This is a genomic window from Lutispora thermophila DSM 19022 (assembly GCF_900142105.1).
GTDB lineage: Bacteria > Bacillota > Clostridia > Lutisporales > Lutisporaceae > Lutispora > Lutispora thermophila.
This window is the reverse complement of record NZ_FQZS01000006.1, coordinates 15,536-40,333: the sequence shown is the minus strand read 5'-3', so window position 1 is coordinate 40,333 and position 24,798 is coordinate 15,536. Positions and strand designations below refer to the sequence as shown.

The 24,798-nt window shown below is 35.2% G+C and carries 24 protein-coding genes, 2 pseudogenes and 1 riboswitch; of the genes and pseudogenes, 3 read left to right on the top strand and 23 right to left on the bottom strand.

Annotated elements, in window-relative coordinates:
• Positions 1 to 25 precede the first annotated feature (25 nt).
• On the bottom strand, positions 26 to 742 hold the full coding sequence (locus tag BUB48_RS04660; RefSeq protein ID WP_073025091.1) for a FadR/GntR family transcriptional regulator: 717 nt from the start codon (positions 740 to 742) through the stop codon (positions 26 to 28).
• Between the two features lie 268 nt (positions 743 to 1,010).
• Here BUB48_RS04660 and BUB48_RS04655 point away from each other — a divergent pair.
• Positions 1,011 to 1,351 (top strand): annotated as a pseudogene (locus tag BUB48_RS04655) (transposase); the annotation flags it as partial.
• Between the two features lie 43 nt (positions 1,352 to 1,394).
• Here the strand turns inward: BUB48_RS04655 and BUB48_RS04650 are convergent.
• The 16 genes from BUB48_RS04650 to BUB48_RS04570 form a co-directional block, all read right to left on the bottom strand.
• A complete protein-coding gene (locus BUB48_RS04650) occupies positions 1,395 to 1,913 on the bottom strand; it encodes a GyrI-like domain-containing protein (RefSeq protein WP_073025090.1) in 519 nt (172 codons plus the stop codon).
• Positions 1,914 to 1,983: 70 nt separating this feature from the next.
• A complete protein-coding gene (locus tag BUB48_RS04645) occupies positions 1,984 to 3,060 on the bottom strand; it encodes a hypothetical protein (protein WP_073025089.1) in 1,077 nt (358 codons plus the stop codon).
• Between the two features lie 310 nt (positions 3,061 to 3,370).
• Positions 3,371 to 3,877, bottom strand: coding sequence for a 2'-5' RNA ligase family protein (locus BUB48_RS04640; protein WP_073025088.1), 507 nt, complete (start codon positions 3,875 to 3,877; stop codon positions 3,371 to 3,373).
• Between the two features lie 208 nt (positions 3,878 to 4,085).
• A complete protein-coding gene (locus BUB48_RS04630) occupies positions 4,086 to 5,456 on the bottom strand; it encodes an aldehyde dehydrogenase (RefSeq protein WP_073025086.1) in 1,371 nt (456 codons plus the stop codon).
• Positions 5,457 to 5,782: 326 nt separating this feature from the next.
• Positions 5,783 to 6,466 carry an HAD family hydrolase gene (locus BUB48_RS04625; RefSeq protein WP_242944165.1) on the bottom strand — a complete coding sequence of 228 codons (684 nt, stop codon included), beginning with the start codon at positions 6,464 to 6,466 and terminating at the stop codon, positions 5,783 to 5,785.
• On the bottom strand, positions 6,463 to 7,185 hold the full coding sequence (locus BUB48_RS04620; RefSeq protein WP_073025085.1) for a thiamine phosphate synthase: 723 nt from the start codon (positions 7,183 to 7,185) through the stop codon (positions 6,463 to 6,465). The genes BUB48_RS04625 and BUB48_RS04620 overlap by 4 nt, the downstream gene beginning before the upstream one ends.
• Positions 7,186 to 7,218: 33 nt before the next feature.
• Positions 7,219 to 8,055: a hydroxyethylthiazole kinase gene (thiM, locus tag BUB48_RS04615; protein ID WP_073025084.1), complete on the bottom strand. Its 837-nt coding sequence runs from the start codon at positions 8,053 to 8,055 to the stop codon at positions 7,219 to 7,221.
• 181 nt (positions 8,056 to 8,236) lie between these two features.
• Positions 8,237 to 8,335: riboswitch (TPP riboswitch) on the bottom strand.
• Between the two features lie 131 nt (positions 8,336 to 8,466).
• Positions 8,467 to 9,222, bottom strand: coding sequence for an ABC transporter permease (locus tag BUB48_RS04610; RefSeq protein ID WP_073025083.1), 756 nt, complete (start codon positions 9,220 to 9,222; stop codon positions 8,467 to 8,469).
• Positions 9,219 to 10,184, bottom strand: coding sequence for an ABC transporter ATP-binding protein (locus BUB48_RS04605; RefSeq protein WP_073025082.1), 966 nt, complete (start codon positions 10,182 to 10,184; stop codon positions 9,219 to 9,221). The genes BUB48_RS04610 and BUB48_RS04605 overlap by 4 nt, the downstream gene beginning before the upstream one ends.
• Positions 10,185 to 10,188: 4 nt before the next feature.
• A complete protein-coding gene (locus BUB48_RS04600; RefSeq protein ID WP_073025081.1) occupies positions 10,189 to 11,055 on the bottom strand; it encodes an AraC family transcriptional regulator in 867 nt (288 codons plus the stop codon).
• A gap of 404 nt (positions 11,056 to 11,459) precedes the next feature.
• Positions 11,460 to 12,569 carry a hypothetical protein gene (locus BUB48_RS04595; protein WP_073025080.1) on the bottom strand — a complete coding sequence of 370 codons (1,110 nt, stop codon included), beginning with the start codon at positions 12,567 to 12,569 and terminating at the stop codon, positions 11,460 to 11,462.
• Entirely contained in the window at positions 12,562 to 13,089 is a 528-nt protein-coding gene (locus BUB48_RS04590) for an RNA polymerase sigma factor (protein ID WP_073025079.1), read from the bottom strand. The genes BUB48_RS04595 and BUB48_RS04590 overlap by 8 nt, the downstream gene beginning before the upstream one ends.
• 296 nt (positions 13,090 to 13,385) lie before the next feature.
• Positions 13,386 to 14,594 (bottom strand): ABC transporter permease subunit, encoded by a 1,209-nt coding sequence (locus BUB48_RS04585; RefSeq protein WP_073025078.1) that lies wholly within the window; start codon positions 14,592 to 14,594, stop codon positions 13,386 to 13,388.
• On the bottom strand, positions 14,587 to 15,459 hold the full coding sequence (locus tag BUB48_RS04580; RefSeq protein ID WP_073025077.1) for an ABC transporter ATP-binding protein: 873 nt from the start codon (positions 15,457 to 15,459) through the stop codon (positions 14,587 to 14,589). The genes BUB48_RS04585 and BUB48_RS04580 overlap by 8 nt, the downstream gene beginning before the upstream one ends.
• A complete protein-coding gene (locus BUB48_RS04575) occupies positions 15,435 to 16,166 on the bottom strand; it encodes a hypothetical protein (RefSeq protein WP_073025076.1) in 732 nt (243 codons plus the stop codon). The genes BUB48_RS04580 and BUB48_RS04575 overlap by 25 nt, the downstream gene beginning before the upstream one ends.
• Positions 16,163 to 16,624, bottom strand: a complete 462-nt coding sequence (locus BUB48_RS04570) for an RNA polymerase sigma factor (protein ID WP_073025075.1) — start codon at positions 16,622 to 16,624, stop codon at positions 16,163 to 16,165. The genes BUB48_RS04575 and BUB48_RS04570 overlap by 4 nt, the downstream gene beginning before the upstream one ends.
• A gap of 623 nt (positions 16,625 to 17,247) precedes the next feature.
• Here BUB48_RS04570 and BUB48_RS19065 point away from each other — a divergent pair.
• Both BUB48_RS19065 and BUB48_RS04560 read left to right on the top strand, forming a co-directional pair.
• Positions 17,248 to 17,382 carry an iron dependent repressor, metal binding and dimerization domain protein gene (locus tag BUB48_RS19065; protein ID WP_242944164.1) on the top strand — a complete coding sequence of 45 codons (135 nt, stop codon included), beginning with the start codon at positions 17,248 to 17,250 and terminating at the stop codon, positions 17,380 to 17,382.
• A gap of 239 nt (positions 17,383 to 17,621) precedes the next feature.
• Positions 17,622 to 18,713, top strand: coding sequence for a glycerol dehydrogenase (locus tag BUB48_RS04560; protein WP_073025074.1), 1,092 nt, complete (start codon positions 17,622 to 17,624; stop codon positions 18,711 to 18,713).
• Between the two features lie 96 nt (positions 18,714 to 18,809).
• Here BUB48_RS04560 and BUB48_RS04555 read toward each other — a convergent pair whose 3' ends face one another.
• The 6 genes and pseudogenes from BUB48_RS04555 to BUB48_RS04535 all read right to left on the bottom strand — a co-directional run bounded on the left by BUB48_RS04555 (position 18,810) and on the right by BUB48_RS04535 (position 24,675).
• Positions 18,810 to 20,639, bottom strand: a complete 1,830-nt coding sequence (locus BUB48_RS04555) for an oligopeptide ABC transporter substrate-binding protein (protein WP_073025073.1) — start codon at positions 20,637 to 20,639, stop codon at positions 18,810 to 18,812.
• Between the two features lie 20 nt (positions 20,640 to 20,659).
• Positions 20,660 to 20,762: pseudogene (locus BUB48_RS19060) on the bottom strand (ABC transporter permease); the annotation flags it as partial.
• 1,048 nt (positions 20,763 to 21,810) lie between these two features.
• Positions 21,811 to 21,972, bottom strand: a complete 162-nt coding sequence (locus BUB48_RS17990; protein WP_175548363.1) for a hypothetical protein — start codon at positions 21,970 to 21,972, stop codon at positions 21,811 to 21,813.
• 271 nt (positions 21,973 to 22,243) lie between these two features.
• Entirely contained in the window at positions 22,244 to 22,861 is a 618-nt protein-coding gene (locus BUB48_RS04545) for a DUF6273 domain-containing protein (RefSeq protein WP_073025071.1), read from the bottom strand.
• A gap of 266 nt (positions 22,862 to 23,127) precedes the next feature.
• The gene (locus BUB48_RS04540; RefSeq protein WP_073025070.1) at positions 23,128 to 23,607 is read right to left on the bottom strand and encodes a GNAT family N-acetyltransferase; all 480 of its coding nucleotides are present in this window, start codon (positions 23,605 to 23,607) and stop codon (positions 23,128 to 23,130) included.
• 138 nt (positions 23,608 to 23,745) lie between these two features.
• Positions 23,746 to 24,675 carry a GNAT family N-acetyltransferase gene (locus tag BUB48_RS04535; RefSeq protein ID WP_073025069.1) on the bottom strand — a complete coding sequence of 310 codons (930 nt, stop codon included), beginning with the start codon at positions 24,673 to 24,675 and terminating at the stop codon, positions 23,746 to 23,748.
• Between the last annotated feature and the right edge of the window lie 123 nt (positions 24,676 to 24,798).

Genomic DNA, 24,798 nt, shown 5'->3' with positions numbered 1-24,798 from the left:
TATGTGATCATCTTTCAAATAGAATTTACATTGTTTGCTTTTCAAGGTTAGCCAGATAGTCATCAATACCCGTAGCCAACAAATTATATGCGCCTTCGCAATCACGGGCCTCGATGAATCCTATGAACCGTTCCAATCGCTCAATGGCAAAGGAAGTACCATACATCCTTAGATACTTGACCCAAAACGCGATGGAAACATCGTGAACAGTATTCATGAACAGCGTAAGTACACTTTTTCCACTTAAAATACATATTTCACGATGCCAGAGAAAAAAGCGTTCTGCCAACTCTTCCACTCCCATATTATCAGAACAATCCCTGATGTCTTCAGTAATAGATCTCAAGTGTGCAATATCATCTTCACTTCTGCAAAGGCATAATGCCCGTAATGCCATTCCTTCAATGGCAAGGCGAAGATCCAGAATAGCTTCCACAACATCCCGGCCTAATTCATCTCCGTTAAGGTTAACAATAGCATTAAGAGTTTCAATATTTCCTGTTTTCATATAATCAGCTACAAAAATGCCTGATTTCGGCTTGATATAAACCAATCCCATGGCAGCCAATTGTTCAAAACCGTTATGGACTACCGTTTTTCCCATTCCCATTTCAGCTGCCAATTCACGCTCTGATGGCAGTTTATCACCTGGATTCCATTTTCCAGAAAGGATTTCTCTGGTGATCCTTTTTACAAAAACTTCTTTATGTGTAGGCACAGGCTTTTTTTTAACAGATTTCATAAAACCCTTCCTCTTTAGTTTATTTAAATCTTCATCTGGTCCGACCAGTTTTGATATAATTTTAACAATTTTCATTTTAATATGTCAATACCATATAGGGTTCTTATGAAAGCATTTTTAGCAATCAAGGAAGTCTTTCTTGAAATGCTTTTAACGGAGAGGCTGTTGCACAACTGATAAATAGTTAGTTGGGCAGCAGCCTTCTTAATTTATCCAAAAACAAAAAACACGAGTCCCGAAGAACCCGTAAATTCAATATAATTAATTTATGCTACCCACAAAACTATACAATAAAAATTATGCAGAATTTAATAAGTGTTATCAATTGTTTTACCATTAAACTTTGAAATGCTTATTCCTGAGGATGATTCAGTACGACTGCTAAGCCACATATTGGAGGGATTAAATTACGATAAGTTATACAGGGCATACTCATCCATCAGAAGAAATTCCGCAGTTGAACCTAAAATCCTATTCAAAGTTCTAACCTATGCATACATGAACAACATCTATTCCAACAGAAAAATTGAAAACTCCTTCAAAATAGACATTAACTTTATGTGGCTCTTAGCTGGTCGTAAGGCTCCAGATCACTCTACAATTGCAAGATCTCACAATGTTTTGAAATAACATTATGCTTTGTAATGGAAGCTTAAACATTTTTTTTGCAGGGTATATAATAACCAAAAGTAAAGGTGTTCTTTCCATCTTCTTTAACATTTGCATACTTATGGAATGAGTAGTATTCCATTGAAATCCCAACAATTGAATAATCCGGCACATACCCATTGGCTCTCATTATCTTCTCTGTCTTAACATGGGCTCCTTTATGCAATTCAGGAGTATTTCCTTCAATCCAACCAATTCCCATTAAGCAATCGGGAATGTCACGATAAGAAAATCCATCTGGAACATTAGCATTAGGCTCGGCAAATATCCCCGCAATATAAACAAACTCTTTTGTCTGTGGATTGTAGTCACCCATCCATCCAATGGTATCTCCCAATGGGGATACTCTCTGAGGAAGATTTTGAAGAAAATCATTTGTACCATCGGTCAACATCCTTTCCCATAAATCTGGAACAGGATTCTTCCTTCCTACAATTACTTCTTTGCCTATAAACCTAACTGCTTTAAAATTTTGCACTTCAAAACTAATTTTTTCACTCACAGCCAATCCTCCTTTTTATACAAGTTCAATAAATCACTAAGAACACAAAGGCTTGTTTTATTAAGCTTCATTATTTTTTCAATCCCAACTCAACCAGTTTGATATAGTGTGGAATATCATCCTTTATCGGAGTAAAATAAAAGGGAGCATTGCAACAACCACATCTCCAATAGGTATTGCCATCAATTGTATACTCCTGCCCGAATTTGCATGTGCCATTAAGCTTATTCTTGCATCCGTTGTCTCCTCTTAGAAATATTTGCTTCACTGTATCAGGACAATGTTTGAGGTACTCTAAACACGCTGAAGCATTTCTTATACGAAGATATAGAATAAGCTTTGTCTTCCATGACAGCATCAAATAATGATATGGACCATTGTTTCTCATTACACTTTCCTTATCATAATAAGCATACCCAGGCCCTTCATTCCATATTTTAGGTTGTGCATAATATCCAATTTCTCTCAGTATAGCATCCATTTCATATATGAATTCCTGTTCTTTCTTGGTATGCATTTTATCAGCAACTATATCTATACCGACTCCGTAATTTGCAGTATTCATATCATCCTGAAACAGCTTATAGTGGCAGGAAAAAAAATCATTAAGTCTGTTGGTTATACGAGCTTTATCTGCCATGAGTTTTAAAACAGGCATGACATTTTTATTATCAGGGTAGAACATTGAAATGTTTTGATTTGACAATTTATAATTTTTCAATCCCTCAAAAAAGAATCCATAATCATTAAATCTTTCAAAAAGGACATTAGTATTTTTTACCTTATTAACTGCTTTAAAGTCATTTATATCTATAATAAATTCTCCATTATTAAAACTTCCTGAAATCAACAGGTTATATAACAGATTAAATGGGCGATATGGAGCATTTCTTGATTCTCTTGCTTGTACAGTAAAGTTATTGTAATTATCTATTTCATAAAGCGGCACTCCAAAGATTTGTGGAGCCTTGGCAATATCCCCATATATACTGATATACATGTTCCATATTTCTCTAAATGAAGTTTCAAAGTCCATCTTTGAAATATCTTCTAAAAAACTTTCATGAACCTTAAAGCTCTCAGGCAATCGAACAACCTCATCCTGCCTTACCTTTGCCCATTCCTCCACCCAAAAAATATTCTCCATTTATTTATCTGCCCCTTTATTAAAATAATTCCATACCGTTAGTTTAAGTCAATGATACTCCTATTACACAAAATAAAATCATTAGTAATTCATTACTTTTTAAAAAATTTCCTCTTATTATAATATAATACTTATATTACCACAAGAGGTATACTTAAGCAATAAAATATAATGCCAAGGGTAGTTCATGAGCACAATCATGATAAAATACTCTTATATAATTTCTACAATCTTTATAATCTTTGCTTAGCAGACAAAACCTTGTCGTATAGATTCTATATCTGGAGACATTTCTCTTGACATTAGTCATTTAACAGCCCAACTTATGCTCAATCTCTATAATAGAAACCTCATTGTCTCCTATTATTTCAACTGAAACCCTATCAATTATAGTTGCAAATGATGCATTCATATTCTTTACTTCATCATATGCCATATCTAATTCCTGCTTAGTTTGAAATTTTCCTACCGTCATGTGGGGTATGTAAGGATAATCAAACTTTTTCATAGCTATAAGCATTTCTTGTATCTGTTTTATATCATCCATGCCTTTAACTATGTTTAAGAACAAATAATTGCCAAACTTATCTTCTTGTTTTGTAAACCCCTGCAATTGAACCTCAAAGGGCTTAACATTTTTCAAAGCAGTATCTAACCATTTTTCTATTTCATTAGTACCAAAATCACTTTTAAAAGGAAAAATTAAAGTTATATGAGGTAACACTTTATCTGCCAAAGGATCATACTTTGTCCTTATTTCATTTATGATATCAATATTACTGAATTTAGGAAAAAGCATAATTGTCCTTTCTTTCATAATAATCACTCCATGTCTAAATCAACTTACAAGGATGATATACTTCACCACAGGTAGGACATTTATATTCCGTATTTTGTTTTTTATAAGAATACCTAGGAACCAATATGGCTTTGTTGCATTTGGGACAAACCACTTCCTGAGATCTAATCAGTTTTATTGCAAGTTCCCTTGTCAAATTTGTATTATTGGACATTTTACTATCACCCTATCTCAAAAAATATTTAATCATCTTAAGCCCATTCTTCACATTAGGATATCTCAGTGGAATATCAAAACGGGTTGTCTGTTTCAAAATGCTCTTCTTATGAGAAAAAGCATCAAAGCTTCCCTTTCCATGATAAGATCCTATACCACTGTTTCCTATTCCTCCAAAGGGTAAATAGGGAGATACTAAATGATATACTGTATCGTTGATACAACCTCCTCCAAAGGAAACATTTTTCAAAATCTCTTTTTCCAATGTGGGACTTTCTGTAAATAAATACAGCGCCAATGGGTTCGGATGATTTTGAATACCGTTAATAACATCATAAATATTAACATATTCAAGTATAGGAAGAATTGGCCCGAATATTTCTTCCTTCATGATGGCATTTTTCCAAGTAATTTTTGTCATAACTGTTGGCTCTATCACCAGATGTTCCCTATCACTTGCTCCACCAATTAAAATCTCCCCCTCATCCAGAAAAGCAGCCAACCTATTGAAATGCTTCTCACTTACTATGTGAGTATAATTTTGATTGTTCATCGGATTCTCTCCATAAAGTTCTCTAATAGCTTCCTTTAACTCCTTCAAAAACTCATCTCGAATATTACTATGCAAATAGACATAATCCGGCGCTACACAGGTTTGACCCGCATTTAAAAACTTTCCCCATGCAATTCGCTTAGCAGCCAGCTTAATATTCGCATCTTCATGCACAATACAAGGACTCTTGCCCCCAAGTTCTAATGTAACAGGAGTTAAATGCTTTGCAGCTGCTTCCATTACTATTTTCCCAACAGATATGCCTCCGGTAAAAAAGATAGTATCATATTCTTCCTTCAAAAGAGCCTGGCTTGCTTCAACACCGCCTTGAACTACCACAATATATTCTTCAGGATAAAGTTCATTAATTAACTTCCCCAAAGCTTCAGAAGTTCTAGGGGTTAACTCTGACGGTTTAAGTATGGCACAATTTCCTGCAGCAATTGCTCCTATAAGAGGAGCAATCACCAGTTGAAATGGATAATTCCAAGGGGCAATAATCAATGCCACTCCATAAGGCTCGGGATAAATGTAGCCTGATGAACCAAAAAGCTTAAGAGGTGTTGTCACACGTTGAGGTCTAATCCACGATTTAATATGCTTTAAAGCAAAGCGAATTTCCTCTAAGACAACACCTATTTCAGTGGAATAAGCTTCGAACTCAGACTTATTTAAATCTGCTTTAAGGGCATCAATAAACATGCCTTCATTTTTCATAATTCCAGCCCTTAGTTCCTTCAATGCATTTATGCGATAATTTACATCTTTAGTTTTTCCCGTATAAAAGAAATTTTTTTGCTTAGTGACAAGAGCATGATAATTTTCCATAGTTACTCCTCCTAGATCTGCGAATATCATATATCTGCTCATTTTTGCTCTAGCTCAACTAGTTTGATATAGCGGGAACATTTTTTATCTTACAAAAATATGTTAAATCACATCAAATTCATTAGTAGCCAGTTATTTTTCACAAAAAATTTCCTTATGATAATATCATCCTTATATTATCATAAGGAATATGGCTGAGCAATATTTTATAGCGTCAACATAAGCATAGTTAAGCACTTATTCATGATAATATCCTCTTATGTAATCTATATTAGTAAAGCTATACATTCGAATAACAGAAAAACTCCAAGCTATGCCTTCACAAATCAGTTGAAGAACATCACCTTTTCAAGAAAAACATGAAAATGCTCCATATTACTCAAGTAAATATCACTGACCCTTTTAATCTCCTCAATATCATCTATGCTGGAAGCATCATATACTCCAACGGTTCTAAAGCCTGCACTTTTTGCAGTCTGGATTGCATACAGCGCATCTTCAAAAACCCATATATCCTTTGGCAGTATTCCCATATATTCTGCTGCAGCAAGATAAATATCTGGTTTTACTTTACCGACACCTATTTCCGTAGATGTAAATATTTTTTGAAAATAGCTCATTACATTAAGCCTATCCAGCGCTGTTTCAAATACCATTCTGTCACAGGATGTTGCTGCTACTATTTTTATGCCATACTGATGCATGCCCTTTAGAAACTGCTTTACCCCTTCCTTAAGTTTGACTTGATGAGAATAGAAATCCATGATGGTATGGTTCACAGCTTCAACAATTTCATCTTCATTCATATCCAAACAGTACCTATCCTTCATATATTTAGCGCCTTCTGACATGCTCATGCTAAATAGAATCTTATCAACTCCAGATTCTGCTTGTATACCTAAACTGTTCAAAAACATTTCCCCCGCCTTTTCCCATACGATCATAGAATCCAATATAACTCCATCCAAATCAAAAATTGCACCTTTAATCATATCTTCACCTATTTTCATTGCAAATCTTTATGCGCTTTTGGAGCATAGAGTTTCCATGCCCTTACCAGATCGTCCGCTGCCTGTTTAGGATCATCAGCCTCAGCCACAGCTGACACCACGAAGAATCCATCTACTCCTGTTTTTGCAAGTTGAGGTATATCGATAAGTTTTACTCCACCACCTACTACAACGGGAATTGGGCTAAGTTTAGCAATCTTTGAAATTTCCTCAAAACTTCGGGTGATTACTTTCCCATCTAAGTCAAGACCGCAATCTGGTTTCGTACTTGTTTCATGCAAAGGTCCGATTCCAAAATAATCTATCTGAGAAACATCCACTGTTTTGATATATTCAAGCATTTCATGGGTTCTTGCTGATAATCCGACAATTGAATTTTCTCCTAAATACTCTCGGCATACTTCTACCGGAATATCCTCTTGCCCAACGTGTATTCCATCTACTTTTATCCCCTGTTTTCTGGCGGCCAAAACAACATCGAGACGGTCGTTTACCAGCAGTGTTACTTCTTCAGACTTTCCTGCTCCCGCAATTGCTTCAGAAGCTTGTTGGGTAAGTTTAATCATTTCCTTAGCAGAAGCAACTTTGGAACGAATTTGAATACATGTAAATCCAACTTCAATGGCATCTTTAATGATTGTCATAACAGGTCTTCCTTTAGTATTCTCGGGACCCACAACCAGGTATGCCGATATATCCAATTTTTCTCTGATGCTCATTATTTTTCCCTCCTCGAGTAGTTTATGCTCGGTTTAAGCTTCTTCTATTTCAAATGGATTGTTAGCGATATCCTCTGCACTTGCTTTATATAGCTCGTTCAAGAAGTGAACCTGGAAACTTCCGGGACCCTCAACCTTTTTTTCAGCTCGGCTTCCTGCCAAATTAAACACCGCAGTACCAGTTAGGGCTGCAATAAAAGGGGATGCAGCAGTCGCATAGACCGCTATGACTCCACCTAATGCACAGCCTGCCCCGGTTATTTTCTCCATAAAGTGAGAACCTCCATGAGATAAGACTACAACAGAACCATCAGTAATTAAATCCGTTTCGCCTGACACAGCAACAGCTCCACCTGTCCATCTAGCCAGTGCAATAGCCGCATTCCTTGCAGCGCTTACTGAATCCATAGAATCAACACCACGTACATTGGATAGTTTCGTACCACCATCTAATCCCCACAAACCAGCCAATGCTAAAATTTCCGAAGCGTTTCCTCTGATTACAGTGGGTTTATATTCTTTAAACTGTCTTAACAATTGAGTTCTAAGAGAACCAATACCCACTGCCACTGGGTCCAGTACCCATGGTTTCTTCATTTCTTGCAATATTTTTGCGGTATGGGGTAAAGTGTCCTCATAAACAGGTAATAGTGTACCCACATTTATATAGGTTGCTCCACCGTTTTTAGCCAGAAATTCACCTTCATCAGGCAGATAAACCATAGCGGCAGAACCTCCAACAGCAAGCTGTGCATTAGCCACAAAGTTTATAGTTACTGTGTTTGTTATGGATCCTGCCATCGGGTTTTCTTTTCTCACTGTTTCAACTGCCTGAATCATACTGTTTTGAATGTCCATTTTGCTAATCATCTAACGTTCATCCTTTCATTGATATTTCAGGACCTTCCTAAAGGTTAGGTTTTGCCTTTGACACAATAAAAGCTCTTTCTCAACCTGTCCGTTTTTTGACAAAAAAAGCACTCTCCCCTGATAAGGAAAGCGCTTGTTTATTATTCCAGATAAAATTATTATTCTGATAATAAAATTACTCTTGATAATAAAAATTGCTTCCCTACACCAGTGTTAACTGACAGGTTCAAAGGGTTAGGTTTTACCTTCTCAACTCTCGCGAGTTCCCCCACAATTTTACTTATAAGTTACCATTTATAACCTTTTGTGTCAAGTGCTATCTGAGCATTTATTTTTTCATCTTCTTCTCATTAAATAGCTGACTGAGTAATTATGCTAAAGCATATTATTTCCTACAAGTTAATAAATCTTTTATAAGCTTGTTTCCTTTTTTAGCCTATACGATGCCCATAAAAAACTCATAAGGCACATGACTGCAAGAAAAAGAATTACAAAGATAATATGCCACTTATCAATGTTTCCTTGTATAATCAGAGCTCGTAAGACATTGATAATATGGGAGAAGGGATTTAGATTCACTACCATTGATAAAACTCCGTATAATGTATTTGCCGGAAACAATGCAGTGCTCAGAAAAAAGATTGGTAGTACAATGGCATTCATCACAGTTTCATAAATCACTTCATTTGGAAGGCATAGGCTAATTCCATAGGTCAATCCGGCCAGAAAAAAGGCTGTCATAAAAACAATCAGAACTGCAAAAAACAATCCTATAAATCCCGAAGCAATTTTTACCGAAAAGAACAGGCTGACAATACACATAATTGCAACTTCAAGAAAAGTGCATAAAACACCTTCCAATATTTGGCCCAGCACAATGGAGCTTCTTTGAACAGGAGCTATCAATAACCTATAAAAGCTTCCATCCATCTTCATAATATAATTCATAATGCCACTGCTGCTGCAAGCTCCGAAGCTTACCAGTACAATAAGCCCCGGTAGAATAAATGCCGTATAGTTTTCAATTCCTATGTCCCGCATTGCCTGTCCTGCAACGGCACTGTATAAGATCAACCAAAGCATTGGCTGTAAAATCGTAATCACAATGGTAATGGCATTATGAAATCGCCACTTTATATTGCGCTTAAGTATAGTAAAAATGCTCATTGACAGACCTCCCTTTCATTTTCCCTTGTTAACCTGATGAAAACATCTTCCAAAGTTGGCTGTATCATTTCTATGCCCAGAAAAGAAATACCGTTATCCAATAGCCAACGGTTTACCCTTTCTAAATCTGCATAGCTATTTTTTGAATCAGTTATGATCTTATCATTATATAAATCTGCTTCTTTTAGGGAAATGACATTTTTTAATCTCCCAAAGCAACTTTTTGCTTCTTCTTTTGACCCAAAACTGATTTTAAGCTTATTCTGTTGTAAATATTCCCTGAGATCATGAGGTATGCCTTGAATGACCTCTTTTCCGTTTTTTATTATGCATATGGTATCGCTTAACCGGTCAGCTTCCTCTAGATAGTGGGTCGTCAAAAAAACTGTTGTTCCAAAATCCTCTCTTATTTTTCTAATCATATCCCACATGGCCATTCGTGATTGAACATCCATGCCAATAGTAGGTTCATCTAAAAACAGTACTTTCGGATTTGACATCATGTATAGCGCAATATCAAGGCGCCTTTTTATTCCACCGGAATAAGATGAAACAGGGTATTTTAAATATTGCTCCAATCCGAAGCAGAAAATCAATGCTTCCATGCGTTTTTTCGCTTCCTCTTTTGGCACTTTGTAGAGGTTGCTTTGAAACATCATGTTCTCTGTAAGGGATAAGCGTGTATCAATGGACGTCCGCTGTGCTACCCAGGAAATCAGAGTACGGATTTCAGTCGCTTCATGGCAGGCATCTTTTCCAAAAATGATTACACTGCCGGATGTTGGGCGAAGATATGTAGTCAACACATTGATAAGAGTTGATTTTCCCGCGCCGTTCTGGCCTAAGAGAGAGAATATTTCTCCCTTGTTTACAGTTAAACTTAGACCATCTAACGCCTGCACACCATTTCTATACCTTTTTACGAGTTTTTCAACATGAATGGCCACCGTTTCATATTTCATTATGTTAAGCCTCCTTTTCTCTTTTCATAGCAATCCATACTTGAGAGTGTCCTTTTTTTGCTCTTTCCTTATTTATGGGATAGACTTCAATATCCGGCAGCTCAGCATAAGTATACCCGGAAAAAGGGAGCCATTCTGTAAGAAAGCGCTTGAAAATACTTTGTACAGACTCTTTGAAAGACCCATCAGACTCAAAGATTACCCATGTGGATGCCGGAATTTCAAATTCAAACATTTCTTCAGGAACAGATTTATCTGTTGCAGCTGCAATATAATAATAGATTTCACCTGGACCTTGGTATGCTGTAATTCCCAATATGCCTTCCGGAGATTGATTTGACATGTTGCATATTTCTGTAAATTTGCTGCTTTGTACTGTGCTGTTCCAAAAATGCGGAACAAGCTTTTGATTCTCTTCCATATTCTCCGTTAGGGGGATACGTATGCCAACAAATCGCATTGCCTTCCTTTCTTCAATTCGATATGACATAGCATTACCTCCTGTAACTGTGACTAAAAATTTAATAGGGGGATAAGCATTTAACACAACTCCTTGCAATTTTGCAGAAGCAGGAGGAACTCCATGAATACTCTGAAACGCTCTGTTAAATGATGTAGGAGAGGTATAGCCATATTTTAATGCAACATCCAAAACCTTTGTATTGGTGGATTGCAATTCAAAGGCAGCTTGTGTCATTCTACGGCGACGAATATATTCAGACAATGAAATGCCGGCCACATAAGAAAACATCCTTTGAAAATAATAGGTTGAGCAACATGCAATCTCAGCAGCTTTTTCATAGGAAATCTCACCATCTAAGTTGCTTTCAATATAATCTATGGCTTTACTTAAATTCCTCAACCACTCCATTTATCCACCTCCTTGTATAAATCATAGGATAAATAATTAATTTATTCCTCGCTTTTGTTGTTCTCTTTTGTAAACTTCACTTTACTCCAATATAATTTTTATATCAACAAGGTATAATAGCTATATACGGATGCCATAGTGAAAATCACTATGAATCAAATAAGAAAGACTTCCTTTGGAAGCATTTAAAACAACCAGTGAAGCCTTTCTTGAAAACCATTACAAAAGTTCATATTAAGTTGAAATTGTACTTACTATTTTCCCCTCAAAAATACTAATAAAATTTCTTTAAAATATGCTTGACTTTAATTAGCTGGTCTATGGGTTACAAAAAGGACTTAATCCTCGCGATTAAATCCCTTTTACATCTATAACTTTATATGCATTACTCATATTATGTTGTTTTATTGTTTTTTCGCCTTTTTTGCCGTCCTGCCTATTACTACACCATTTTCATCTTTAAAAAATTGAATGACGGCTTGCTCCATGTCATCCTCATCTACCCCTACTGTTTTCCATGTGCCCGTCTCTCCATCTTTGAACAGAAAATCCAATGATACTTCCATCTTGATGCCATTGTACTCATAACAAGCCAATCCATTATTGTTATATGTTACTTCCTTTATGGATTCCGGTATTACAGTGACGTCAGCAAAATCGTTATCCGTGTTCATAAGGGCTTCACTACTTGTTCTGGACTTAGGCACAGGATTTAATACTTCCTTTAGATATTGCTCAGCTTTCTCATGGTCTGCTTTTTTCGCATCAAGGGGCAATTCAAAAAGCGCACTGGCTTCTTTATTATTTGGATTCAGTGTGATTTCACCGGTTTCTTCATTGTAGCTTACAGTTTCATTGTTGATGAAACCTCCAGCGCCTACATAGAGATAAACCCCTCTGTCGGCAAACATCTCAATGCTGTCACATTCAGTTATTGTGTAAATAACTCCGTCAACGACACTCTGGTAGGCTCCTCCATTCATGGTGAATATATTCACCAACCATGGTTTTTGCCCTTTTATAAGAGGAGAGACAAGAAATGATGGTTCATTGTAGTTTTCATCACTCATTTTAGGTATTGGGCTTCCATCTTTTCTTTCAATTGAAACCACAACATAGGTTCTGTCAGGTTGGATATCACGTGCAGAATTTTTAAAATCGCTTAAGTTTTTGCCTGAAGTGATCCCCAACAATGTAAAGGTATAATCTCCAGATGTTATAGATTTATTTATATGAACTGCATTCTCACTATCGAAAGCTTTTGCAAGTGTCTTGTCTCCGAGATTTTCGGCAACCTGTTTAGGAGTAAGAAGCTTCCAAGCAGCGAAAGCTGAGCCTGACATTATGAATATAACGGCAGCAACAAGGGCAACTGTTATTCTTTTACGTACTGGTTTCATAGTTTTACTCTCCTTTATTCTATACTTAATCTCCTGATTTAAAGCTTCACTAGGTTCATCTGTGGAAGAAAGAGCCTGCTTTAACAATTGATCTATTTCTTCATATTTATTCATATGGATTACCCTCCAAGACATTTCTTAAATTTTTTCGGGCCTTATGGAGTCTGCTTTTTACAGTGCCCTTGGGAATTCTAAGGGCCAATGCTATATCTTCAATTGACATTTCAGCTGTATAGTACATGTAAAGTGGTATCCTAAGCTTGTCATCAAGTTTATCCGCTGCATTTCGTATTAGTGCACAGTGTTCTCTTAAAATGACAACTTCCTCTGGTGTTGATGTATTTGTGCTCATGATGCTGTTGACCATTTCTTCATTCAATTCTCCCTCAGGAGCTATTCTTTGCCGTCTGGCATATTTACGGCGATTGTTTTTCCACAATCCAACTGCAACGGAAATGAGAAATCCTTTCGGATTATTGCTTTTATCAATTTTATTACACATTTCCATAGCCTTTAAAAAAGTTTCCTGATACAGGTCATCAGCGTTATGCTTGTCTTTCGCAAGCCTAAGGCAGAATCCATAAACAGCTTTCCCATACAGCGTCACAAGGCTATCAATATCTATATTGTCCAATGTTTTTCTCCTCTCCGCATGGCGCAAGCTTTATAGCATTTATTATGCAATATTGCATATCCTCTCAATTACTTAGAATAGCTATTCCATTAATATATTGTCGCTTATTGGCCATCTGGTTCATTTTGGTATCAAAAATATCTATACTCATTTTAGATGCTTACCAAAACTGCTTTTTACACTCAATAGACATACATGGTTTACAAGAGTTTTGCTTTACCACAAAAAATCGACCTCCATATGTTTCTATAGACATATTTGAAGGTTAAAATTAAGTTATCTGACTTTTTCTAGATTTATATGCAATTATGATTTTTAAAGCTTCTATATGCAAATGGCAATAATGCCATACTTGCTAAAACAGCAAAAGATAGGATGAGTACATAAGGTTGTATGATCAGTCCAAGGAATTCTATAGAAAATATATTTATTATATTCTCAAGTTTAAACATCCTTGCAGGAACAAGATTGGATAAATGGTATATCCACGGTACATCTTCAGATATGTTCACAAATCCAGGTAAAACAGTAATTACCGTCATAATTACAACAACCATAAATGGAGATCTAAACTTTGCTGATAACAGCATTGTCAATGCAGATGACAATATGCTTGCAAATAAAATTAAAATTGAATACATCAACGCAATCTTTCCCATGGTATATGGAACTATTGACAATGGCAAAAAAAGCTGAATTGGAGAATTGCTGCCATCCCATCCGAAAAAAATCATCGTTGTAACAAAAGATACTATTGTAAGCACTATGCATAATAAAACAGTAAAGGATATGCCTGTAAATAATTTTGCATGTATGATTTTATTTTTGCCATATTTTGATGATAATATAAGACTATCCGCCCTATCTGTGTATTCACCTGCAAACAACGGTGCAATGCAGACTGAGCAAATAAAACAGATTATTAAAGCCGTTACATACATTTGTGAAAAAAGCCTTGTATATCCGCCTGCATAGGAATAAATAAACGGAGTTTTAACTTTTCTGCTCAAATTTAAAGAGTTCGCTTTTTCTGCAGAGTTCATTGCAGTATTATTTATAATTTTTTCAACCATGCTTTGTCGTACTGTGTAGAAATCATCAAGGCTTTCTTTGCTTATTGAGAACATTTCCCTAAAATTATCTATATTATATACTTTTCTAATCATATATTGAATTTCGCTATATGGGCGGGCATATTGCTGATACTCATCAGTATCCGTAAATCTTCCCTCAACGATTGGTATGTGGGAATATGCTTCTATTGTTTCTGAAAGCAAATCGCTATTTATTTCTCTGCCAGACAACCCTCTTGCATATTCCCTGTCTTTCTTCATACCCTCATAATTGCTTTCGTAAACCTCTCCTCTTATGTAGTAGTTTCCCATTAAAGGTCCAACACAACTAAAGGCCGTTAACAAAATACCCAGTATCAATATAATGACAGTACTGCGTTTTTTTAAAATTTTTCTGTATTCAAACTTCACTAATTCGCAAAAACTATTCATCCCTGTTTACCCCCTCATTAAAATAATATAGATATAAATCTTCTAGCACTGCCGGCACAGCCACTGCACCTTCACATGGTGACTTGTCTGCTACTAGACGCAAAAATGTTTTATCCGACTCTTCTCGTATATTGATAATAGGATAATTGGCAATCAGATAATCTGTCATCTTACTGTCCACTGAACATTCATACACTTTCCCTTCTATTACACTAATGATTTCATCAAGGCTACCCTGATGAATGATCTGTCCGTCTTTCATTATCAAAATAGTTGATGCAATATATTCGACATCTGAAACAATATGGGTAGACAGCAACACAATTCTGTCCTTACCTAATCTGGAAATTAAATTTCTGAAGCGTATGCGCTCTTTTGGATCGAGACCTGCCGTTGGTTCATCCAAAATCAATATTTTGGGGTTGTTTAGCATTGCCTGCGCTATGCCTAATCGCTGTTTCATCCCTCCTGAAAATGTCTTGATTTTTTTTTTTGCCACATCTAAAAGTCCCACCAACTCCAGCCACTCACTTGCCTTATCCTTTGCTCTATGCTTAGTGAGCCCCTTTAAGCTTGCCATGTAGAGCAAAAAATCATAGGCTGAGAATTCAGGATAATATCCAAAGTCCTGTGGCAAATAGCCTAATGAATCTCTATATTCTTCTTCATTTACATCTATACCGTTAAACTTTACCTCACCACTGGTGGGTTTTAAGACTCCGCATATCATTCTCATCAAGGATGTCTTTCCTGAACCATTTGGCCCCAATAGCCCATAAACACCTTCTTTAAGTGTTAATGAGATACGATCCACTGCAATCTTATTCTCATATTGCTTTGTTAAGCGGTCAATGATAAGTTCCATTGCAACTCCTCCATTTTCCTGATTAGTTTAACAATCTCTCTAGCGCTTAATAAAAGTAAAATAATAAATGACATAGGCCAGAAAAGCCAATACATTTCTGTATATATTTCATTTATCTGTATTGTAAGCAGAGTATTTAAAACACTGACAAAAGCTGTAACACCACAACAAACATACATTATCATCCTGGTCTTTAAACGATTGATAACATATAGGGAACCATAGCAGTTGAGCAAATATGGTGTTGTTATATAAAGTCCCAATCTAATAAAGCTATAATCTGTTTTGCCCACGAATAAAATCAAAATCCCAATCAAAAGCATGAAGTTTGTAGCTCCAAGTACCCCTAATCGAACAAGGCATATCTGTAAGAAGTTATACTTACAACTCATTTCAAGCTCCTTCATATTATATGTGGTACTTTTGACTATTTCGCTTATGCTTGATAGAGATATAAAAGGCAAAATAGATGATACAACCCAGATAAAAGAATTTGAAACTTTATAAAAATATAACCCGTCAAGAATGCCTATAAATAACAACATAGACAAAATCCAAGTACGTTTTCTTATATACCCCAACTGAGATATAATAAAATCCATTCTACTTGTTTTTGGATAATTTAATTGGCTTAAAAACTGATTCTTTCTTGTAGGTGGCGGAACATCAAAAACTGATTTCAATTCTTTTTTTAGATTGTTTCTCACAAAAAATCCTCCTCTCTCAGGATATTTTTTAATATATCAAGTGCTTTATTTAATTTTCGATAAACTGAAAATCGAGATATCTCCATAATATTAGCTATTTCATTAATACCAAGCTCATTTGCAAAACGAAGCAATAGTATTTCCTGTAAATCCGCCGGTAATGCGGATACTGCCTGTTTTATGGCAAAGTTGGTTTCAAATGTAGAAACATCATCGGCACCAAACAATTCATCTTTAAGATCTTCCTCTCTATTGCTTTTTCTATAAAAATCAATACATAAATTTTTAGCTATGGTATAGAGATATGCAAGGGGCTTTCCTCTGTTTATGTAGGATGTATGATTGAAGTATTTCAGGAAAGTTTCTTGCGTCAGATCTTCAGCTATATCCTTATTTTTTACTTTAGAATAACAGTATCTGTATATTTTGTCGTATTGATCTTCCAAGCTTATAGACATAAGAAACCCCCTTCCACCATGTATAACGTATCACAATGATTAGATGTGCGGACTATTTTTTATAATTATCAGTATTTTTGATAAAAATAAAAATATAGTTAACACAGTTCAATTTGAAAATATCAGAAAAGCTTATCATGGAAGGCTCAACATAAGAGAAAAACACAGAAAAGATGTTCATCGTGATAATATTTACAAGCTCTCTTGCTTTTAGATATTAAACTTAAAGATACAATAAATATAAGCCTCAGTAACTTTAATTTCCTAGGAAATAAGTTGGTGCGGCTGTAATGTAGGTTTATAGGCTCCTGCCACTGTACGTAATCTATGAGCTACTGCAACCACCGTCTTACCTTCTATAAGCTTTGAAATGGCACGCTGGACCAATACTTCGTTTTCCGGATTAAGGGGCTATCACGGCAACATATACCCCTTTGAAACGACAATTCATTTGTAGCATATTTTATATTATCTTCGTAGCTTAGCTTGCAAAAACCAAACTGATTGGGAGATCTTCCATATGTCACCAGTTCTCCAATAGTGGGTCCGCTATGCAAACCATAACCGCAGAAAGATGGCTCTTAAAGAGACTTGTAATCAACAAAAAACATAAGTAAGTATTTTTGACTCCCTGTGGACTTGAGCATGCGAAGCTTACTTCAAACAAACACCAGATAATCAGGAAATTTCTAATCGAAGTATTGAAGGTTGATGAGGAAATCGCAGATAAAGATGCCTGTTCCAGAACATATAATTAGCTGGGATTCGATCCATGCAATGCAAGAGTTTATGAAAAAGAAAATTAAAAAATAGGATCATCTACTTTTAATAGAGAATATCTATCATAATTGAGTGTGCTTTCCTTTTTTGTCATATTTGAAATAGACTAATAACAAGAGTTTATTGCATATAAAATTCAAAAATAATTACTTGTATTAATAAAAAATTTATATTAAAATTGATGTACAAATCTAATATCAATAAAGGAGGACTTATAATGACAAAAGCTGCAATTTTCCCTACAAAATACGTACAAGGTAACGGAGAATTAAAGAGGATTAAATCTTATGTTGAACATCTTGGAAACTCCTTTTTTGTTCTCATTAGCGAATCAGGATATAAGAGATTTGGAAGCATATTAAAAGAGAGCTTTGGAGACTCTGTTAAAGTTGATTTTGCTATATTTAATGGTGAATGTTCAAAAACTGAAATTAACAGACTTCGGGAAGAGTTTAAAGCTAAAGGTTCTGATGTTATTATAGCTGTAGGTGGAGGAAAAATTCACGATACTTGCAAAGCTATCGGATATTACGAAAAAGCACCAGTAGTTATAGTACCAACTATAGCAAGCACTGATGCTCCTTGCAGTGCCGTATCAGTAATATACACTGATGATGGTGTTGTTGAAGAGTACTTATTTGTTCCAAAAAATCCAGACTTGGTACTGGTAGATACAGAAATAGTTGCCAATGCCCCTGCAAGATTGCTTGTAGCAGGTATGGGAGATGCTCTAGCAACTTATTTCGAAGCAAGAGCATCCGTAAGATCTCATTCTAAAACCATGGCTGGAGGATACACAACAGATACTGCCTTTGCATTAGCAAAATTATGCTATGACACTTTAATAAATGAAGGATATAAAGCAAAATTAGCTGTAGAAAACAAAGTAGTAACACAAGCAGTGGAAAAAATAATAGAAGCAAATACACTACTAAGTGGTATCGGATTTGAAAGCGGCGGTCTTGGCGCTGCCCACTCTGTCCACAATGGTTTTACAGCTCTTGAAGAAACTCATAGCCTATATCATGGAGAAAAAGTTGCCTTTGGTGTTCTAGTTCAATTAGTACTTGAAAATGCTCCTATGGAAGAAATTGAAGAAGTTCTGTACTTCTGCAATGAGGTTGGATTGCCAACTACATTAAGAGAATTGAATGTAACAGACAAATCAAAAGAAAAATTAATGAAGGTAGCAGAATTAAGCTGTGCAGAAACCGAAACTATCCACTGCATGCCATTCGAAGTTACACCGGAAGATGTTTACGCTGCAATACTAACAGCTGATGCGCTAGGTGAAAACTACAAAAAATAATAATACAATATAAAAACAGGGCTTCTGTACAACTGACAAACAGTTAGTTGTGCAAAAGCCCTCTTAATTTGCTCTAAGCTGTTAAACCATATACTCTTATTTTGCTACTTCAGGGGTATCTGACAGCAGACCTACTTTATCCCACCACCAATCGCTTACTACATTCATATCCCAGCTGCTAACTCTATTGTTTAAAGCCGTTAATTTAATTCTATAAAATGTAGGCGCTGCTACAACTTGATCTCTAACATAGGCTTGCCAATCATGATATGCCTTTATCAAATATTCTTCATCTAAGGAACCATCTTCACCGAAAGCCTTTTCTGATGCGATGGCAGCTAACAGTCTATCATTTTCTTCACTTGCAAACCTTATATAGTTGAACATCGCATATCTTCCATACAAACCTGACGGATCTGGATTTGAACCTGTAATCCATCCTGCCATATACAAATCGATCTCTGGATTATCTTGCTCAACCATATCATAGAAAGCATTCATTTCTACCAATCTTCCGTTTTGCAGTACAACATCAAGCCCAATATCACGCCAGCATTGGATATAGTATTGTGCCAATGGTTCAGCAATTTCTCCGCCTGCCATTGATAAGAAGTTGATTTTAAGTTTATTTCCTTTTGGATCTTCTCTAAATCCGTCACCATCAACATCAACATATCCTGCCTCGTCTAAAATTTGCTTTGCCTTTTCTGGATTGTAATCATAGCCTTCTTGTTCTGCATTCCAGAAAGTAGTATGTGATGGGTCAATTAATGTGTTAGCAGGTATTCTAAGATTGTGATAAAATATTTCTGCCACTTCTTTATTATTCATGGCATAAGCAATGGCCTGTCTTAATCTCACATCGGCTAATTTTGCATTTGGATTCGGTATAACTTGGCCTTTTTCAGCATCCCACTTGCCTAGTTTGAATCCTATATAGTTATATGATGTTGATACATTGGATAATAGCGTAATATTGCTTAAATCTTTGTATCTGTCATAGCTATTAACATTAATATCCTCAACAACATCAAAAGCACCGGAAGCCAAGGCCTCTACTATAGTATCAGGATTTGTCCTTTTTATAATCATCTTATCAACTTTAGGCTTTTCTCCGCACCAATGAGGATTTGGAACATATTCCACTGACTCTCCCAGCACTATATTGGATATCATAAATGGACCACATGATAGTGGTTTTAATCTTATTTTTTCATGGGATTCCATCTCTTTTAACGGTATATCCTTTAAATAATGCTTTGGTTCAGGATCGTAAGGTATACCTGCTCCCCACAATATACTCGGATAAAATTCTTTAAAAGTCACTTCCAAAGTTTTGTCATCAATCTTTTTAAGTCCGGATATGGTGTCTGCTTTACCCGCATGATATTCCTCCATACCTACTACATTCATATAGTCGCTATCATATCTTACACCTGTGTAATCCTTATGTCCTATACACTCATATACGAAGATTAAATCATCAGCAGTTACAGGAACCCCGTCTGACCAAGTTAAGTTGGGATGAATCTTTAATGTAGCTTTTTTGTTATTTTTGTCGAACTTAATAGAACAATAGCCATCATTCATTTCATGGTTTGGTCCTGATTTGAAAAAGTTTGATAACATTGGCTTCAATAGTTGATAATCTACATCATTTTCATATAAAAATGTGTTAAATAAGCCTTCAAAAGGAGTAGATGTCACCAATGCAACATTAAGGGTTCCTCCAACTGTTTCTCCATCCTTTTCTATTAATGTGGGATAAGGCAATTCAATATTACCCACTTTTCCATAGGATTGCTCCCGTTTTTCCTCTTGTTCAGTTTCTTTTGGCGCGTTTACTTCTTCAGCATTCTTACCACAAGCTGATAACACCAGTGATAACACCAACACTAAAGCAATAAGTCTCCAACTTTTTCTCAATTCACATTCCCCCTTTTTTATTAAACTAATCTTTGTTTTGTGTCAGACGCCCTTTTAACGGCGCCCCACATAATTTATACACAACATCATCACCAATATCAGCAATGATGTAGGTAACCATAATGTTCTCCGCATTGTTTTTGCATTCCAGCACTGAAAACCAATATAGATATAAAACAAAATTTTCACTATAATACAGTAAGTCTAATGTCCATGACTGCTTGGCAGAATCAGCGTAAAACTGATATCGAAGAAATTTGCATAGCAAAAAATAAGTAATTTTATTCTGACTATACGGATACGGAACTATAAATATGGTGGGTATGTTTTGATGTACGAAATAAATTTCAATAAAGTTTGCAACAGCAAATACGGAACGTATCTTTTGATTTTTTATTTTGCATGATTTGATAGGCTTCTATTGGTGCCTGATGGAATGTATAGAATAATGATTATTAGTATTGTTATAAAAAGAATGATATTGAGATTTGTTTCTAAATAATCATGAAGTATATATATTGTTTATTGCTATCATAATAATGACTATGAATTATTAGTATATATGCAATTATAAACGTCATTGCTATTTGTAGATTTTAAAATGTGATCTTTATTTCATATATTTTGATCACATTTTACACCATCCATTTCTTCCATGCTACTTACAATAAACTATTCTGGTTTTAATCAAAGCATTGTGCATAAAGTCATCTAATATAATAATATCGTCATCTATTAAATATAACAAAGTAGCATAAGAAATCAATATATACATGACAAGATGCAGACTTTTAAGGACAAGATGCACAATTCACAAAATAACATATAACAAAAGCTCTATAATTTCAGTACATATATATATCACAATCCTACCACACTACAAGCCGGCCGAAGTTTTCATCATGTGATATTTTATCGTTCCTGATTTCTTAGTTTAGCTATACTTCAACTGCTTTTCTTTTATTCATTGAACTTCATTTTTTATAAGATATGACTATTATACTTTAAGAACCATCTTTGTAATATTCCTTTGAACATAACCCATATTTTTTGCATATTTCTAACTGAGAGCAACCGCCTGAAAATTCACTTTTTCGTCCAAAAAAATATACTCCTCCTTATAATAGAGGCAGTTTTAATTATTCAAACTGTCTACCATAAGGTGAGCATATCAATTAAGTAATAAAGAAGCTTTTTTTGATTTACTCATATCATCGATCAGCTTCTTATCATCTTCTGCTTCTCTCTTTTTCTTTAATCTTTCAAACTCCTTCAGTCTTTTGTAATTAGAGCTGAACCAAAATAAGCCCAAAAACCAATCCATGAATTCCATTCTCTAACCTCTGATATAGGTTTAACCAGCAATACCCTCCGCCTTTTTGAAATGCCTTTCTTGGCATATCCAATGAGTTATCATAGGAGTACTTCATATGTCTGGATACCAGTTTTTCAGCAAAATCTAACATTTCCCACCCATTAAGCCCTGATTTCTGACATTGAATAACAGCATCCTCAATTGTCATATTTTCATCACTAAATGTAATACTTAAGTAACCATTTCCATTTGTAAAAAAATCTGTAAAGCATAAAAACATGATTAAGACTTACATATCCAACCTAAGCCACAATGCAGGACGAACACCGCCTGTGCATCTTCCATCGCTGGCATTGCCTTTCAAAATATTATTTCCTTGAATACCAACATTGCCATCACCATGTATGTAAGCTGCTCTTACATTAAATCGACCCGGGGATCGAAGCCACCACCACCATACCCCTACCGTAGACTCAAGTCTGGCTATACGCTTACTGTTATTTACATCTTTTTTATGAAACCAATATCGTTGACTTTTATTTGGATTATACAGATTAGAGCTGCTATCACCGAAATATTTACACACTACTTCCTCAATGCTTAATAAAAATACCTTATCAAGTGTATCTTCTCCACCTTTCGTTCCATACCACTGATTGTCAAGATTCTTATTCATTACTGGGATTATTCTTGATTTTTCGGCTTCGCTAAATCGATTATAAAAATCACCATTTAGATATTTACGCAATGCGCAGTCAGCCCATGTTATATCTTTATAGGCATCATGATAAGATCTTTGATCTATAATGTGTTCTGTTATAATCAAAGCAGCATTGCCTTTTATGTCAAGAACACGCCAATTATAGCCAGCAAAGGATATCAATGAGTTGATTTTAATATCATCCATTCTTACACTTCCTTTTCTTTTATATTAGACATAGGCAGTCACTGTGCTTAATCTATCCATAGGTTGATTGCCTATTTTGTCATATCTTGTAATTGTTTTTAATATAATCATACATTACATTCCATGATACTTCCAGTATTTTGCATACATATCATAATAATATTTGACAATGTTTTAGATATATTGTTCTTTCATATGAATCTTTTAGAAATAAAATAAAAAATAGAACTTCCAACTTGAAGCTCTATTTTTTATAAAAACCATATTTAATCTAAATGTTTTATAAGTTCTATTTCATCCCTGATTGGTATGCCATCATTGCCGATTAATGGTATCTGTGGCTTTATCTTTCTTGCTTTTTCAACCGCATTGTTGAAAATTTTGGACAGAACGAAGCCTCGTTTTTGATAAAACTTTAATGCTAGCAAATTATCGTTTGTTGTTATTAGTTTAACGCGTCTGCACCTTTTCTTAATTGCAAGATTTTCTACTTCTTTAATCAATGTTGTACCAATTCCTTTTCCTTCTTCTATACTATCTAAGGAAATTATTTCACATTCATCATCTTTGATTATGTATGTAATCAAACCGATGATTTCATCCTCTTCATTTAAAACAGCAAAGCCATCCAACTCACTGCAATCATAAACTCCGCTGGAAACAACCATTTGTGTACTTCCCCAATGCAACTCAAAAAACTCAACTATTTTATTTTTCGGCAAATTATCAATTGCATAGATTTTCATTTTGACCTCCTTAATAAAACAAGCGTGTTTTTATCTATTTTTTTATATCTCATTTTTTTGCATGATCATAATTTTGCTAGACTATATATTGGTATTAATACTATCCTAAGGGTAAAAATCAACAATCTCTCAACTTTTTTATTTCAATCTTTTTACATATACGTCATATTCATTCTTTGCCTTGCATCCGGGAACTTTGACATAACCATGTTTTAAATAAAAGCGCTCTGCCGTATCTGTGGTTAATATAGTGCTGTATATGCCTTGGTCATAAAAATACTTTTCGGCAAGCTCCAGCAATTCAGAACCATGTCTTTTATTTCTGTATTTTTGTGCCACCCAAAATTCACGAATAAAGCCATAGGTTTCCTCAAAAAAACAACTTGTAAACACTATTGGCTTGAATTGAATAAATCCAATGATCTCTTCATTTTCATCCCGTCTGACAAAGGCCAAATTTCCTCCCTCGTCATTCATCTCCTTGAAAATCTGGTCCCAATCATCTACGGTAAAATCCAACTCTGAAAAATACAGTTTAAATGCATTTTGAAACATAGGATCTAAAAAATCAGATATTAGCACATCGGAATAACAGCCTATGTCATTCCCAATCTTTTCAAAATGATATATAAGGTTTAGACAATTTGGTAAATCATCATCAATATATCCTGTATCTTTAAAGCCTATTTTTTTTAATACATGAAGGGCAGGTGCATTAGATTTGCTAACACATGCTTCCACACAATTGAATTTACCTTCATTTTGAAGCCGTGAAATAATCAATCTCAAAGCTTCTGTACCAAAGCCTTTGTTTTGAAAACGCCTGTCGATCATAAACTGCTGCAAATCGTAACAAGCAGGCTCTTCATTCAAATCTTTTACCAATGCAATACCTATAATCTGATTATCATTAGAAATACCAATGACATTGGCATTTGAAAAACGGTAAACATAGCCTCTAGCCATAATACCGGTTGGAGTGTCAAGAAATACTTGCTGGTCACTGTCAACGGACAATTTTCTGGCATCTAACCAGTTTTTCTCATTAATATCAATTAGTTTAAGCAAAATTAATACCTCCAATATTATTTATTGGAGGGTCAACTTTCGCGGGCCCTCCTTACGCGATTCATTTTCATATTGGATCACCCCTTTCTATTTTTTGCATAATTACACTTTTAGTAGAAATTG